The 14,974-nt window shown below is 42.9% G+C and carries 17 protein-coding genes; 1 reads left to right on the top strand and 16 read right to left on the bottom strand.

Annotated features, from left to right (window positions below; genetic code table 11):
* Nucleotides 1–15: 15 nt before the first annotated feature.
* The 12 genes from ABIX36_RS19155 to ABIX36_RS19100 all read right to left on the bottom strand — a co-directional run bounded on the left by ABIX36_RS19155 (nucleotide 16) and on the right by ABIX36_RS19100 (nucleotide 9,319).
* The gene (locus tag ABIX36_RS19155; RefSeq protein WP_348083777.1) at nucleotides 16–240 is read right to left on the bottom strand and encodes a hypothetical protein; all 225 of its coding nucleotides are present in this window, start codon (nucleotides 238–240) and stop codon (nucleotides 16–18) included.
* Entirely contained in the window at nucleotides 237–863 is a 627-nt protein-coding gene (gene traK, locus ABIX36_RS19150) for a conjugative transposon protein TraK (RefSeq protein WP_348083776.1), read from the bottom strand. The genes ABIX36_RS19155 and traK overlap by 4 nt, the downstream gene beginning before the upstream one ends.
* 17 nt (nucleotides 864–880) lie before the next feature.
* Nucleotides 881–2,110, bottom strand: a complete 1,230-nt coding sequence (gene traJ, locus ABIX36_RS19145; protein WP_348083775.1) for a conjugative transposon protein TraJ — start codon at nucleotides 2,108–2,110, stop codon at nucleotides 881–883.
* Nucleotides 2,107–2,760, bottom strand: a complete 654-nt coding sequence (locus tag ABIX36_RS19140) for a TerB family tellurite resistance protein (RefSeq protein WP_348083774.1) — start codon at nucleotides 2,758–2,760, stop codon at nucleotides 2,107–2,109. Before ABIX36_RS19140 ends, traJ begins: the two co-directional genes overlap by 4 nt.
* Nucleotides 2,747–3,391: a hypothetical protein gene (locus ABIX36_RS19135; protein WP_348083773.1), complete on the bottom strand. Its 645-nt coding sequence runs from the start codon at nucleotides 3,389–3,391 to the stop codon at nucleotides 2,747–2,749. The genes ABIX36_RS19140 and ABIX36_RS19135 overlap by 14 nt, the downstream gene beginning before the upstream one ends.
* Entirely contained in the window at nucleotides 3,378–4,079 is a 702-nt protein-coding gene (locus ABIX36_RS19130) for a conjugal transfer protein TraI (RefSeq protein WP_348083772.1), read from the bottom strand. The genes ABIX36_RS19135 and ABIX36_RS19130 overlap by 14 nt, the downstream gene beginning before the upstream one ends.
* Before the next feature lie 64 nt (nucleotides 4,080–4,143).
* Nucleotides 4,144–4,518, bottom strand: a complete 375-nt coding sequence (locus ABIX36_RS19125; protein ID WP_348083771.1) for a hypothetical protein — start codon at nucleotides 4,516–4,518, stop codon at nucleotides 4,144–4,146.
* A gap of 51 nt (nucleotides 4,519–4,569) precedes the next feature.
* Nucleotides 4,570–7,044 carry a TraG family conjugative transposon ATPase gene (locus tag ABIX36_RS19120; protein ID WP_348083770.1) on the bottom strand — a complete coding sequence of 825 codons (2,475 nt, stop codon included), beginning with the start codon at nucleotides 7,042–7,044 and terminating at the stop codon, nucleotides 4,570–4,572.
* Nucleotides 7,045–7,048: 4 nt separating this feature from the next.
* Nucleotides 7,049–7,366 carry a DUF4133 domain-containing protein gene (locus ABIX36_RS19115; protein WP_348083769.1) on the bottom strand — a complete coding sequence of 106 codons (318 nt, stop codon included), beginning with the start codon at nucleotides 7,364–7,366 and terminating at the stop codon, nucleotides 7,049–7,051.
* A 49-nt stretch (nucleotides 7,367–7,415) separates the two neighbouring features.
* Nucleotides 7,416–7,694, bottom strand: a complete 279-nt coding sequence (locus ABIX36_RS19110; protein WP_348083795.1) for a DUF4134 domain-containing protein — start codon at nucleotides 7,692–7,694, stop codon at nucleotides 7,416–7,418.
* Nucleotides 7,695–7,796: 102 nt separating this feature from the next.
* Nucleotides 7,797–8,306, bottom strand: a complete 510-nt coding sequence (locus tag ABIX36_RS19105; protein ID WP_348083768.1) for a hypothetical protein — start codon at nucleotides 8,304–8,306, stop codon at nucleotides 7,797–7,799.
* 116 nt (nucleotides 8,307–8,422) lie between these two features.
* The gene (locus tag ABIX36_RS19100) at nucleotides 8,423–9,319 is read right to left on the bottom strand and encodes an RteC domain-containing protein (RefSeq protein WP_348083767.1); all 897 of its coding nucleotides are present in this window, start codon (nucleotides 9,317–9,319) and stop codon (nucleotides 8,423–8,425) included.
* 437 nt (nucleotides 9,320–9,756) lie between these two features.
* Here ABIX36_RS19100 and ABIX36_RS19095 point away from each other — a divergent pair, with 437 nt between their 5' ends.
* Nucleotides 9,757–9,984 (top strand): DNA-directed RNA polymerase subunit alpha C-terminal domain-containing protein, encoded by a 228-nt coding sequence (locus ABIX36_RS19095; protein WP_348083766.1) that lies wholly within the window; start codon nucleotides 9,757–9,759, stop codon nucleotides 9,982–9,984.
* Here ABIX36_RS19095 and ABIX36_RS19090 read toward each other — a convergent pair.
* The 4 genes from ABIX36_RS19090 to ABIX36_RS19075 form a co-directional block, all read right to left on the bottom strand.
* Nucleotides 9,974–11,146, bottom strand: coding sequence for a hypothetical protein (locus ABIX36_RS19090; protein WP_348083765.1), 1,173 nt, complete (start codon nucleotides 11,144–11,146; stop codon nucleotides 9,974–9,976). The two genes, ABIX36_RS19095 and ABIX36_RS19090, sit on opposite strands and share 11 nt — an antisense overlap.
* A gap of 427 nt (nucleotides 11,147–11,573) precedes the next feature.
* Nucleotides 11,574–12,032, bottom strand: a complete 459-nt coding sequence (locus ABIX36_RS19085) for an ankyrin repeat domain-containing protein (RefSeq protein WP_348083764.1) — start codon at nucleotides 12,030–12,032, stop codon at nucleotides 11,574–11,576.
* An 80-nt stretch (nucleotides 12,033–12,112) separates the two neighbouring features.
* Complete coding sequence (locus ABIX36_RS19080) at nucleotides 12,113–13,537, bottom strand: TlpA disulfide reductase family protein (protein ID WP_348083763.1); 1,425 nt, start codon at nucleotides 13,535–13,537, stop codon at nucleotides 12,113–12,115.
* A 36-nt stretch (nucleotides 13,538–13,573) separates the two neighbouring features.
* A complete protein-coding gene (locus ABIX36_RS19075; RefSeq protein ID WP_348083762.1) occupies nucleotides 13,574–14,974 on the bottom strand; it encodes a RagB/SusD family nutrient uptake outer membrane protein in 1,401 nt (466 codons plus the stop codon).

Here is a 14,974-nt window from a genome sequence, read left to right as displayed (position 1 = left end):
GAATGTTGTTTATGGTTAATTAAATGCGTTAATTAAAAAATAAAGGCTCGCGCCGCCGAATAACATACAAACCAGCACCAAAAAAATGATCTTGCTTTTATTCGATAACTGAACTGTTTTGTCATTCAGGTATCCGGCAAATCTCATTTGCTGCGTGTTCAGGCTACCGCCGACTTTGCCGATAAGCGTTGCTGTGCCACTGGCAACAACCTCCCTGTTTCTTTTTTCAAATAAACTCATGGTATCGCTTTTTTAGTTTCCTCGTCGCCGTTCTCCAAAATCTCCCAATGCTCGATCAAAAAGCCGTGCGGATTATTATCCGTTTCGGTATTCAATGTCCTGATCTGTCCCCTGGTGATCAATTTGCGGGTCGTTATACTGCTGGAACGGGTTAGTTTCTCTGTCGCGTAGCAGGTAAAAGAATAGGGTTCCTGGTTCAGGTCAAGCCGGGTACTGTCTATTTGTATCTGCTGCACAATGTTGGCAGAGATCAGGTTGTTATAATATCCGGCCTCTTTCAGGTTATCGTACTGCTTCTTCGCCGATTCATCGGCCAGGTACAAAGCTTTAGTTACATTCGCCTGTATCGCTTTATCGTCAGGGCTAAGGTTAAAGAAATCCTCGTGAAAGGTTTTGATATGATCCCTTAACTCTACAGGTAAGTAACCCTTACGGTCAGCCGCGATGGCATCGAATACCTTACCGTTAAACAGGATATGCACCCGGCTCGAAGCCTTGTCTATCATCTGGTCAGTTTTGTAAGTATTATAGCACCATCCAAAGATGACCCCGACGATCAGGATAATATTAAACAGCCGCATGTGCTTAAAGGCCGTGTCGTAATTTTTGAATTGTGTGAACATAAATTTGGTTTTAAGGGTTAATGTCCCGATATTTTATCATGCAGGAAAGCGCCGCCTTTGCCCATCGCTTGGCCAACTGCGCCGGTGGTGCCTTGCCCGGTCTTAGAACCTGAATAACCGGCGGCAATGTCACCCGGCAAACTCATCAGATTGCCCGCACCCTGCGCTGCCCTGCCGCTAACGGCACCGCCAGCCGCTCCGGCCATGCTTACCGTGGAGGTCGCTACGCTTGTTACTTTATTCAGTAAGCCATTGCCGCCATGCGCATGTATCACATAGTTGGCTACTGATGGAACCGAGAAGTAACCTACAATGCCAATACAGAGAAATATGAGGTACGCCGTATCGGTGGAGCTAAAAAAGGTATCGCCTGCGCTTTGGATCTGGCTGATATCCAGCTTTATCATTTCCTGCTGTACCTTCCCGATGATACTGCCGAAAATGTTAGCTATCGGCAGCCACAAAAAGATATTGATGTAGCGCGATATCCATTGCGTTAAAGAATGCTGCAAACCATCAAAAACCGAAAATCCAAACACGAGCGGCCCTAAAATGGCTAGTACGATCAGGTAAAAGGTGCGTATAGTATTCACGCAAAGGATAGCAGCGGCATATAACACCTGCAACACCTCACTCATCCACTTTTTGATGTTGTTCTGGAAGTTATAGGACTGTTTATCCATCCAAAATTTCACATCGTTACCTAAGCTTGAAAACGTACCCTCGTTGTTATCGTTCGGGTCGTCGGGGTGGGTGTACTTATACCATTTATCCCGGTCGCCGTTACCGTCATCCCCCACATACATCTGGTAAGAACTGCTGTGCTTGACCGCGTCCTCCTTTTGTTTGAGCAATAGTGCAATGCTGTTATTGCTATCCGTTACCATGCTACCGGTCGTCGCCACGATAGGCTGCATAATGCCGTTCATCAGCGATATGACCATCGGGAACAGCATAATCGCCATCCCCAATACGAACGGGCGCAAGAGCGGGTAGAAGTCGAGCGGCTCCGCCTGCGCAATTTGCCGCCATACCCTCGAAGCGATGTACCACAAAGCCGCGAAGCCCGCTATGCCCCGCGCGGCATCTATGAGTTTGCTGCACATCGGTATCATTTCATTATACACATTATTCAATACCGGCTGCATACCCTGCAAGCTTGTCGTAATGTCCTGGGCATGGCTTAATGAAGGACTGAGTAAAAGCAATAACCCGCTTGCTAATCCGTAAATGATCTTTCGTTTCATGGGTAAAGGGTTTTAAGGTTATTGACTTCATCCTGCGCCTTTTGCCGCTGCAATTGCAGAATGGTCGTTCGTTTATTGAAATCCCGCAGGAAACTCAACTGGTCGTTGGTATCGGCGTGGATACGGTCTATCGCTGAAAACCGCTCATCATCCGACATCCGTAAACGTGATGCGGTTAAGATATCCACCAGCGCATCGATGTTTTCCAGTGCCGCATTTGTCAGCTTCGCATACACCAGCGACAGGTAATCCAGTTCCGCGGCGGTAAAGCGCCCACTACCGTTAAACCTTGCTTTGGCTTTCTTGTACTCGGAAAGAATACTGGCCTCATCCGCGATAATATCGGCGACGCGTCCATATTTGGCGATCTCCGGGTTGACCTGTAGCAACCCGTTTAAAAAGACAGAATGCAAGTTGAAATTACCCTGGGTCAGATCTTTAACCTGCCCGTACCCTTGTGTGAGAATAGAATAGCCCTGCTGCATATCCGAAAGGATCGCTTTGAATTGCGTAAGCTTTTCAATATCCAACAGCAATTGCTCTATTTCCTGGGCCTGCGCATTTGCTTTTTGCGGCAGGAAGCTCAAACTAACCAACATCAGGCAGAGCAGCCCGATGCTGGTTAGTTTTAATTTTTTAATTAATTCCATACAACCTCCTTAATGTTTGAATATTCTGTTCATCCTGTGTTTTTTGGAGCAACAGGTTTTTTACCCCATTGCAATAGGAAAGCGTAAACGCGTATTTGTCTTTCATGCGGCCATAAACTTGGTCGATCCGCTTAAAGCGTTCATCATCTGTCATTTCCGCTTTGCCGGAAGTCATAACCAATTCCAATTCGTCAATGTCCCGGTTACACTCCTTTAAAACCGCATTCCGGACAGTAGCTACATATGGACGGTTATCTCCGTTCAGGCCATCCAAAGCCAACACCTGGTCAAATTGCGCCGGAATAGCATTCGCATAACCGGCGATGGCACTGGTTTTAGCGTTGTCTTTCAAGGCCGGGTTTACTGTTTTCAGGGAATTATAATACCCGGAATGCAAATCAAAATCGCCTTTTGTCCAGTTCGTAATGGTGCCTAAACCATTCTTAGAAATTTGATAACCTTGCTCCACATAGCCCCGATAAGCGTTAAGCGCCACGATTTGCTGCGTTAAATATTTGATCTGTGTTTTCTTTTGGTTGAACCATTCAGCGAACGTTTGTGCCCGGCAAACCGTAGCGGTAACACAAAGCAGCACCATCAGGATCAAACCCTTTGCCTTACTCAATTCCATAGTACTTTTTCAAGGTGAGCACTTCGTTTTCACTTTTGGCGCGTTGCAGGCTTAACAGGTAATTTTGATTGTTAAACTGTTTCAGGTCGCTGCAATTGGTATCTACTTTTGCGGCTGACTTATTGATAAGTTCCAGCCTTTTGGCATCACTCATCTGGGTTTTAAATGAGCTGACCACTAACAGGATCTCATCGAGATTTTTAACACTCTCCTGTAAAATGCCGGAATACACTTTTTGCATGTAGCTTAATTCATCTACGGTGAAGTGCCTGTCTGATTTCAGCAGTCCCCAGGCATGATTATACTGGCTAACTAAACTTGCCTGCTTTTCGGTTACTTCCCGGATACGCTCGTAGGAAGCTATCACGGATTTAACCTCGCTCAATTCGGTATAATAGCCGTTGTACAAGTCTTTCTGCTTTTGCGACCAATCGGAAATTTCGTTAAGCTTCAGTTTGTGCAACTGATTTTCCAGCGCTTTTTGCGCGTTTTGCAGCCAGATCGTTTGATTTTGCATCCGCTGCACCTGTAAGTCAATCGCTTTGATCACTTTGGTAATGGCGGCCTTTATCACATCAGCAATGATAAACTGCGCATCCGCTCCCTGTGGTAAAGACACGAATAAGGTCATTGCCGATAGCGGCAGGATAACCATGTAGGTTTTAATGTTTTCTATTTTTTTTTTCATAGACCCTCCTGATCTCTCGCCAAAAGGCGAAAAACAAATGATTAATAATTTAAGAATGCTGTGGTTAGTTGATCTTGTGATAGGTTGCTTTGTTCACCTGAAGCGTGCGCCTATCCGGGTCGATCACCATCACCCGGCCGTTGGTGGTTTCATTCAGCACGTTATGCCCCTTGTCGTAAACGGCGTTCAAGGTTTCTTTTTTGAAACGTTTCGGAAAAGTTATGCCATTTCGAATGGTCCGGTAACCGGTCATATGGTTAATGATAAACAAGTTGTCTATGAGCTGGCTGATCATTAACGTATCATCGGCAGTCGATACATCGCTACTGGATGCAGAGATGTAGGTTCCCGAAATAGCCGATTGGATCTGATTTTGTTTACTGTTGCAGGCTGCGCATAATGTCGCAACTATTGCCAATAAAATGAGTTGTGTTTTCATGATTTTTTCAGTTTTTGTTTATTTGGTGATCATTGTGATTTTTTGGGCCCCTTATGTTCGATGCTGCGTTTTACTGCTGATCTCCTGCGCGAGTACCGCGATGCCTTTTTGAATGCTGCCATATTTCCGGGCGTATTCCTGTACCTTAACCTTTTCGCTTTCTTCGGTGGTATAGGCCAGATATTCTTCCAGGCTTACCTCGGTGCGGTAAACTTTACTGTACTGGCCACCTAAAGAGATAAACACCTCTTTGTATTTGCGTTTCGGATCATTGGCCTTGTTCATCGAAAGTATCTGCGCTTTCTCCTTTTCGGTCAGGCCCAGCAATTCCTGTATCGCGTCAAACTTGTTCTGGTATTTACTTTGGTCTAAAAGGATCTTGCAGTCTGAATTATTGATGATGGCCTGCTTAACAATTGGCGAACTGATAATATCTTCCACCTCCTGCGTCACCACAATAGCCTCACCGAAATGCTTCCGAACCGTTTTGAACAGGTATTTGATATACTCGGCCATGCCATCCTTCGCAATAGCTTTCCAGCATTCTTCGATCAGCAGCACTTTACGTACACCTTTCAGCTTGCGCATTTTGGAAATGAACATCTCCATCAGGATCAGCGTAACCACCGGGAATAAGATTGGGTGATCTTTGATATTGTCCAGCTCTATGACAATAAATGGCTGGTTTAGCAGATCGAGATTATCCCGCGCGTTCAACAGGTAATCAAACTCACCGCCCCTGTAATAAGGGTTCAGCACATACAGGAAGTTACCGATATCAAAGTCCTTTTCTTTTACCTTACCATCTTCCAGAACCTGCATGTATTCCGACATCAGGAACTCATAGAACGTGTTAAAGCAAGGGAAGATATCCGGTTGTTTTTCTAAATGAACAAAATACAGCGTCAAGGCATTAGATAAAGCCACATATTCCGAACGCCTGAAGTTCTCATCATCCTTTTTCCATAAAGCCAGCAAAAGTGTTTTGATACTTTCTTTTTTCTCGGTATCCAGCACATCGCCATCGGTGAGAAAGAAAGGGTTGAACCTGATCGGGTCACTTTCAGAATACGTGAAATAATAACCGTCCACAAGGTCACAAAGCCCTTTATAACTGTGGCCGACATCCACCAAAACCACGTGCGCGCCCTGTTCGTAATAGGAACGGATCATGTGATTGGTAAAGAATGACTTACCGCTACCGCTTGGGCCTAAGATGAATTTGTTGCGGTTGGTCGTAAACCCCTGCTTGATCGGTTCATCGGAAATATCCGTATGGACCGGCCTGCCGGATAAACGGTCGCCTAAACGTAAACCGAAGGGGCTGATACTGCTGCGGTAATTCGTTTCGAGGTTAAAGAAACAGGTCGCCTGCTCCACGAATGTATCAAAGGTATCATTCATCGGAAAATCGGCCTGGTTGCCCGGTAAACCCGCGTACCAGACCTGTGCCTGGCCGTCGGTTTCCCGCTTGGCTGTGGCATCCATTTGCGCCATTGCCGATGACACCAGGTTTTTGAGGTCCTTAACTTTGGCCGCATCATCCGACCACGCCAGCACATTAAAGTGCGCTTTGACCGGCAATCTTTGTTCGCCAATGGCTTCATTCAAAAAGTCATTACAGGCATCCCGGCTGATCGCATTCTCCCGGCTGTAGCCCGATAAAGATTGCAAACGCAATTTCTTTGCCTCCAGACGCTTGATCGTTTTCTGCGCATCCTCGATAAAAATGTATTGGTTCAGGATATGGTTACAATTGAGCAAACCGCCTAATGGGCTGGCAAAGCCAATACTGAACTTGGTGCGGTCAGTGCTGTATTTATCATAACTGATACGGCTCCCGCAAAGCGGTGGCAGGTCCTCTGCATCGGCCAGCGTGTATAATTCGCAATGTTTATCGCCAACCCTGATCTCATCCTTTAAATGAATATCTGTAAGCAAAGATTGCTGTGCGCGATCAGATAAAAAGCAATACTGCTCAATGATCCCCGGATGATTAGCCGTACCAGCCAGTTCATCATCATTCAAACGCTGAAACGAAACAAAGCCGCTGTCCTTTAATATCCGCTCAAACTGGCCAGCGCTATCTAAAAAATCCTTGTACAGAACCGGGTTGATGGTTTGCTGTGGCACCATTGATTTGCGCAGGATGTTACTGTAAGTAGAGGACGATAGCTTACGGTCTTTCGGTTTTTGCGTTAGAAAGATCAAACAGCGGTGATCTAAACAGGGCCGCTCGTTAAAGAACTTTTCGCTGCTCCTGGATAGAAAACTGTTCGCCGCCTTTTCAAAATCAGCCTTGTAGACGCCCTCGGTAAACCAATCCTGCTTATGAAATATGCTTTGCTGCGGCAGCACCTTGATCGCCTTAACCCATGCCTGGTGATAGGCTTCGTAATCCCGGTCAGAGAGCGTAAATATCTCCGGCAGGTTCACTTCGTAGGCGATGGTAATATCGCCCTGCATGGATAGGATGCAATGGTGCTCTACCTTGAATAAGGGTAATATTTTTTCGGCTTCAACCATAGTTTTAGTGTTTAAGTTTGATAAATAACCGCCTTGATCTGAATTTAAGGTAATCCGGCAGGTTACGTTTAGCCAGCCATTTAGAGAGGCCATGTTCCCCGAAGCGGTGACTTAACCGGATGGTAAAAAAGAATAAGGCCGCGCCTGAACCCCCGATCACCGGCAGTATCACGAGCAGACTTGCGCCTAAAATGTACAATACCGCGAATGCGATCAGCAGTAACACTAATCCGATCGCGAGGTAAGCGATGTACTGTGCCTTTAGCCCCTTAAAAACTATCGGGCGGTTTATACCTTTATTGATCTGATAAATGGAACTCATGATTAAATTTTTTTAACCTCTCTGCCCAAAGACAGAGAGGCGGTTCATATTAAAGGCCGAAAAAGGATTTCAATACCGTAGCAACAATCACCAAAAAGATACAGGAACCGAACCAGGCCGCCGCTACCTTATTGGTATCCGGCTCACCTGCATTCCATTTGTTAAACACCTTAATGGCCCCAATAATGCCGACTACCGCGCCAATGGCATACATTAGGCTGCATCCCGAATCGAAATAGCTTTTGACCTGTGTGGTTGCCTGGTTAATGCCTGAATTGCCGTCCTGTGCGAATAATATATTAGCGGTCAACAACGCTGCCGCGAACATCAGCGTTTTTAAAAGTGCTTTCTTTTTAGGATTGCTATATTGATTTAATGGGTTCATAGGGAAAGGGTTGTAATGAATAAATGGGTTTGAACTCGTTGCTGGTTAGTTCCATAGGTCTTCTAATTCCTGCTTGGATAAATGGAAAGGGACACGCTCCCTGATAAAATCATTGATGCTGCCGATATGTGGATGTGATCCGATGGCACCATATTTTGATTTCACCAGTTCCAGCAAGGAGAAGAAATCCTGTTTGGTGCCGTCCTCTTTTTCGAGGATGTTAAAAATAGACTTCAATTCTTCCAGCACATCCGGTATCAAGCCGATAGCCTGTACTTTTGTATCACCACCGCCGATAAAACTAAACTGACCCGAACCAACATTTTCAAGCCCTTCGGGTAACGCGGGTTTACCTACCGGGTCGTCCAGCTCCGGTTCATCTTCAAACTCTTCTTCATTTTCCCAGCGGTGCGGTAAAGGTTCTGCGGGTGCTTTGCCCTTGAACATTCGCTTTGCTTCCTTGCGGTAGATCACAAAAAGCACCACCACATACCAGATAAAACTGAGGATACATGCGGCAACCAAAAACTGCTGCCATGTGAACTGTTGTAACATATACTTTGCTTTTGACCAGCCGCTCCATTGCGGCTGGCTTTCAAAAGCAAAATTTCAATTCCTTAAAATCCTCTTATCCCACATGGGATAAATAACCCTAAAACCCCTGTCACACTTTAAATTTCGCGGTTTCTGTTCTGCTTATTATGGGGATTATAAGTATTGTCATCGTCCATTTTCTTGAGCAGAGCGTCCCGCAGCTTATCCGTAAAGTGCGTTTTGCTTAACCTCTTACGGGCTTTTAGATCCTCAAAGCCACGCTTAGGCACACCTAAATTCACTCCGAAGAACTCGCCCAAGCCCTCAAAAAATTCATTGATACCGATCTCGCCCTCGTTCACCTGGCGGTTCAGATAAATGGCGTGCCCCAATTCGATCAGGTTCACCGTTTCACCCGTCCACCTGAACCGGCGCTGTATTTTGCCATCGGCATTGATCGCTGAATTTGATAAGCCAGCACCCACTTCCTGCCGCCTGAACTCTGTTTTCAGATCTTCTTCTAATTGTTCGTAAGCCATGAACTTCGCAAACAGGTAATCCATACCCGTACTAAATGCCGGATCAACATCAGGTACTTCCGGTATCAAAGTTTGTTGTCCTTCGGCACCACGGATAAAATAGATATTATCCAGTTCCTGTGCATCCAGCTTGTAATACTGATAATGGAACTCGTTCTGCCGGAAGAAACGGGAATAGACTTTAAGCTGATCGGCAAAGTACCGCATCAGCGTTTTACCGCCCTCGGTTGGTTTACCCTGATCAATGGTGTATTTCTCCTGGTAGTAGGTGAGCCATTGATAAAATTTAGGTTTTTCATACTTGAAGAACCGCGCTTCTTCGGCTTTACTGGCAAAAGGATTAGTAGTAACCAACTCCTTTAACTTTTTGAGGTACCTGCGGATAACTGCGAGGCAGGCGATCAACCGTTTCATTCCATCACGTTCGCTCAAATGAGCTGCTTTTAACTCATCCAGATACTGCACATACAATTCGTCACTAAGCGTTTTCAGCATATTACAATTGTTAAATGAACCTTGTCCTGCCCGTTTACTGGCCATAGTTAGATCACATCAGACAAGGAATGCGTAAGCGTTGATTACATAGGCTTTAATATCGTTGGTATATTTCAAAAGACGCATTATTCTTTATAGTGGTCAAGTGTAAGTAGGGTGTAAGTCTCCGAACAAACAATCAAAACCTCCATTAATCATTGCCTTTTACTATATTTGGGCGTATAAAATATTATAGCGAACGCTATTTTACTTGTTGTCAGAAACCCGCGAAATTTTTGAAATACACAAGGGAAAATAGGCTGGTCGCCTGCGCTAAAGCGCGGGTGCGGCTTATCTTGTGTATTGGGTTCTTCGCGGGACCTCTGACAACAGGTGTGGTCGTTTCCCGCGCTATATCGTAAATTTACTCCTGTACCGGGATAACAGGGTCAATATTCATGGATATGCTCTACACAGACCCCGTTTTAAACGCCTCTATTAAAGACCTTGAATTTTCAGCAGATTTCATAAAAAAAACACGTCAGTTAAGGTTTGTTACGTTAACTGACCTGTTAGCCTACCAGCCAAACGATCTGCTTAAACTCCCTGGGTTCGGTTACCGGCAATTAACCGAATACATCGATTTTATGGAGAAAGAAAATTTGGGGAAATACGTTATGCCATAAACGGCTTGAGATCATCAAGCATTTTTTGTAACAGTTCTAATGTTGGCTGTATAACGGAGATCATCGCGATAACCAACTCGTAAACCGGGCTGATAACTTTTTGATCTTTAGTATAAAACTTACTCATCACGCTTCGTGAAGATAATTCCTCCCTGTTTTTAGTCGATGAGTTGTATGCGATCTTGATACTGAACGTATCGAGGTTTTCTTCGACATACACATTGTGGTCATATTGCAACTTCTTCCAAAAAGCCAATTGCTCAATTGTCATATCATAGATAAATTTATAGGGGTTGACCGGCACCTTTTTACCCACGCTTGCGAACACCCCTAAATCGTAAACACTCCTGAAATCAGTCTCCTCTTCTATCCATTTACACAAGTCCGTAACGATAGATTGTTTTTTTTGATAAAAAGGCTCGGCTGATATCATGGCATATTGCCGCACAATTTTCTTCGACATACTCAATACCAAAAGCTGTTCTTTCGGGCTTTCAAATTTGTCGGTATTCTCCCGTATTACTTTGCAGCAATAAGCCATTAAACGAGAATGGTTAAAATCTAACCTAATGAGGCATTCATTTAACAGGTGTACCGGAGACGGGTATGGCTCAAACCTCGTGAAATCTATATTTTCCAATTCATAGAGGTATTGTTTCAACCAGATATAATGAAACCATGACAGTTTTAATTTTAGCGAATCAAACTCTTCAAATGGTAATACTGCTATCTTTAGTAATTCCGGCGACGCACCGACATCTTCCAATCGTGGAACTAATTCATCCCATTGTTCCCTTAACCTCCTACCTTGTATTAACCTGAAAGCTTTAGGCAATGCTAAGTCACGGTCTATAAGCGTCGGCACCGCTCGTTTGATCGCGCCTAACAAATCAAGCACCCCTATTACTGCCGCGTGTGCGGTATCCTGCTCCGCTAAATCAAAAAGCCGGTCACATAACTCGACCAGCTTTTGCATGTGGATGGTAAAATAAGTGGCTAAAAGCGTTTGGTTTCTTTGTAGTAACAAATTGTGAATGATCGCTTTTTTGGTATTCCAGGCTTCCAACTGGAAATTCATTTGCTGTTCGTCGGAATTAAGTAACGACTTGTCGGAACTCCAGATACTGACCAAAGCTTCCAGTTTTTCTAATTCGTATTTCATAAGTATAAGTAGGTTTATTAGTAGTACAGGTTATCACATAAGTATGGAAACTTTTTTAAAAATAAAAAGCGCTGTTCCGCTCCCGGAAGCAGCGCCTCACTTAATTAACTGACCTTATAAAGAACGGAGTAATGGGTATCTTCAAACATCAACCTGTATCAATAGCGCTATCATCTTTGGTCCTTTTTTAGTGTCAACCAAACGATGTGTACACTTAATAGGATGAAATAAATGTATATCGACTTGTCTCTAATCTGATACATTAAGCTTCGTATCAGTTTTTTAATTTTTTGTTGAATTCTCTTTCGTTTCGAATGTCTTTAATCAACCAAATGATAATACCAACAATAAATAGAAACACCAATCCAAAAACCACTACATAAATGAGCTCTGTTGAAAAATCCATTATCAATAGCGTATTGATTATTTAGTTCTTATTTTTCAGTGATCTTAAATAATCCGCAACAGCTGTTTGCTTGTACTTTTCCGCATAAGTTAATGGCGTTTCACCATTAGCTGCTATATATTCGCCTGAATATTTGAAATCAATATTGGCTCCTTTTGCAACCAGCACCTTTATCATGTCCAACCGACCATATTTTGCTGCGTGCATCAAAGGGGAGACATAACCATTACAAACTTTGTTTACGTCCGCGCCTTTTTCAACTAACAGGGCGAAACACTTGGAAGCATTATACCTTATAGCTTGGGATAACATGCTGTAATTGCCATAACATGCATTAACGTTGTTCACGGTGAGGAAAGTTGATAATTGGGCACTGTCATCCTTGCTTATTGCGGTTATTTCTGCCGGATCATCCTGTGCGGAAGCCATTTTACAGGAAATGGTTATTAGCAGTAGGCCAATTATTTTTATAATTTTCATTTTTGATGGTTTAAAAGGTGTAAATAGATCGGTGGTTTTACTAAAAAACAACCAAAGCCTGTGTTTTTTCATGTTCGGAACTAATTAGAATTCAATTCCGCATTGATTTTTAATATAAGGTCTTTCCCGTTATCTGACCTGCAATCGGTAGGATTTTTCAACCAATTTCCGTTTTTGTCGATAAGTTTAACCGTGGGTGCCCCCTGAATATTAGCTTTTTCATAGAGTGGGTCAAGTACTCCTTTCCCGGTGGTGTATAAATTTATCTCCTCCGGTGAGGTCGTATAAAACCCGCTTTTGATCCCTTCTTTCCATTGTTTTAATTCTTTATCTGAACTTATACCAATAAAAACAACATCATCATTTTTGAAATTCTCTTCAACTTTTCTTAGTGTCGGCGTGAGTTCCCGGCAATTTCCGCAGCCAGTAAACCAAAAATCCAGGACTACTACCTTGCCTTTATAATCCGATAGGTGATGAACTACCATGTTTGTATCAGGAAGCGTAAAATTATAGGCAGGACTTCCCGGAATAACCTGGCAATGGTTTATCAGAGCGGTTTTGAATTCCGGGTTTTTTATGTAGGAAAGTGCATCGTCATAACAAGGCTTCAAATCGTTTGAACTTGATGCGGACAATATCGCAAAGGTGACCAGTTTCTCTCTTAAAGTACCAGTATAATTGGCCTTTAGGTAGCCATATATTTTTTTCAGACCTCTGCGGTAAAACAACGTATTATAATCATTACTGGTTATTATTTCTTTTATTGCAAAATCATTTACAGTACTTAAAGTAAATTCCGTAGAAAATTCCCCTGTCTTGGATGGCTTCTGAAAACGGTATTGCTTCCTTTTAGGCAACCAAAAACATTTCAGTGCATTTCTGATTGAGTCCCGGGGAGTCATGTACACAAGCGAATAGTAAACACCCGTCATTTGATAATCAATTCTAAAGCGGAGCATTTGGTATACCGCACTACTCAAATGCTTTTTTTGTGATTCCAAATAATTGCCAACAGTCGTGGTATGCTTACTGCCAGCTTCAATAACATTTCGCAAATCAGTATAAGTAGTTGAAAATGTCTGTTTTTGTGTTGCTGTATCCAAGGCATTTAATCTTTTGATGATATTAAGTTTTCCTGATCCATTGCCTTTAAATGGATTGATAACCATGTCATTTCCATCAATTTGTATATCGTCCCCTTTTTCAAGAATAAGGTTTTCCAGATTGATCAGAAGCCGTTGCCTGGGTAATTGTAAACTGTACTCATAGGGCCGGTTATCTGTTAATGGTATCGTAAAATGAAATTTATGGTTAGATATCTTAACCGAGTATTGCATCCTGAATTCCGGTATCGAAACTGGAAACTTACCATATTTATAAATCGTCAGCTGTACCGAGTCCTGATCCGTCAGATGGGAGAATGTCCCTGTAATATGAGTTTTTTGGGCATAGCCATAATGGCCTGTTAAGGCAAACAGCAATAAAAAAATGATATTTTTCATCAACTTCTTTTTAAGGATTAATACCGTTAGGGAATATCATCTTGGGTTTTGAGTCAAACCGCCAAGCTGAATTTCAATATCAGGGATAGGAAAAGCATATTTCACATCATTGGGTGCCAGAATATAAGAGGTAGCATTGATTAACCTTTTTATCGAGATATTATAGCCATTTTCCTTATTGAGCCGTCTTAAATCTGTCCAGCGAATGCCCCGCCATAACAATTCTTTTCGCCTTTCAAGCAAAACCAGTTTAAGGGCTTCATCCTGACCGGATGCTGTTAACGGTACAAATGTTCCCGTTTTCCATCTTTTTACTAAAAGGGTGTTAAGCGCACTCATACCATTGCTGATATCTCCTGACCTGACCAGACATTCAGCTTTGATCAGGAAAACTTCATCGGCGGCAAGACCGCTATATTTACTATTTTTAAAATCGTAAGAACCGACAAACCGGGGATATTGAGGTAATCCATCAAGAATGGTAAAAAATTTAGTTTTTCGGAGATCGTTAGGGGAATAAGAACCGTATAAAGCTGAATCTATATAGGCAGAGCGGCGTACAGCTATGGGTGAATAATTTACCATTGTACAATGGTAGATATCTTCGGCAATGTAATTATTGCTTATCGCTGTTGGAGTGGAAGTAAGTGTATTATAATCAGAAAGTGTATTAAACTTATCCAGACAAGCGTTGGCATATTGAAGAGCGGACGGATAATTACCCATTGCCAGATATATCCTTGCTAATAAAGCATTTGCAGCTGGCTGAGAAGGCTGTGTTTTATAAGCCGGGATAACAGGAAGTAAGTTAATAGATGTTTTTAAATCCGAAACGATCTGATTATAACATTCAGACTCACTGGCTCGTTGTGGGCGTGAATTAATATCTGATGTTAACCGCAGCGGTATCCCTGGCTGGTTACCTGAATTAGCTGCATCATAGGGCATGGCAAAAGTTTGTACCAGGTTGTAAAATGCAAACGAACGGTAAAACAATGCGGCACCTTTAATCTGGTTATATTGATCCTGATTTCCCCCAGTGATTCCAATACCTGGTAGCGCATCTAATACAGTATTTGCATAATAGACTATTTCATAAGGGTTGTTCCAATCGGCGACCTGGGTTGAGGTAGCATCATACATCTTGTTTGCCCACATGTAAGCATTTCTTTCAATAGATAGGGACAAACTTCCAAATGCGGAATCCTGGATATAAAGATCATCGGATGCAATTTCACCAATTCCAGGGTCGCTGTATCGATTAAACACATCCTCATTATTAAGAAGTTTGCTCACATCTGATAAACTCGTGAGTGTTTCAAGGGCCTGATTGGGCTTCGTATTTAAAAAGTCATCCTGCTTTTTGCAGCCTATTAGCATTAATGCAATGATGCTACCATATACTATTGGCTTATATTTTAAAATTAAAGTTCTCAT

This window comes from Mucilaginibacter sp., assembly GCF_039925265.1.
Taxonomy (GTDB): Bacteria; Bacteroidota; Bacteroidia; order Sphingobacteriales; family Sphingobacteriaceae; genus Mucilaginibacter.
Note: the sequence above shows the minus strand (reverse complement) of the source record. Positions and strands in the feature narration are given on the sequence as shown.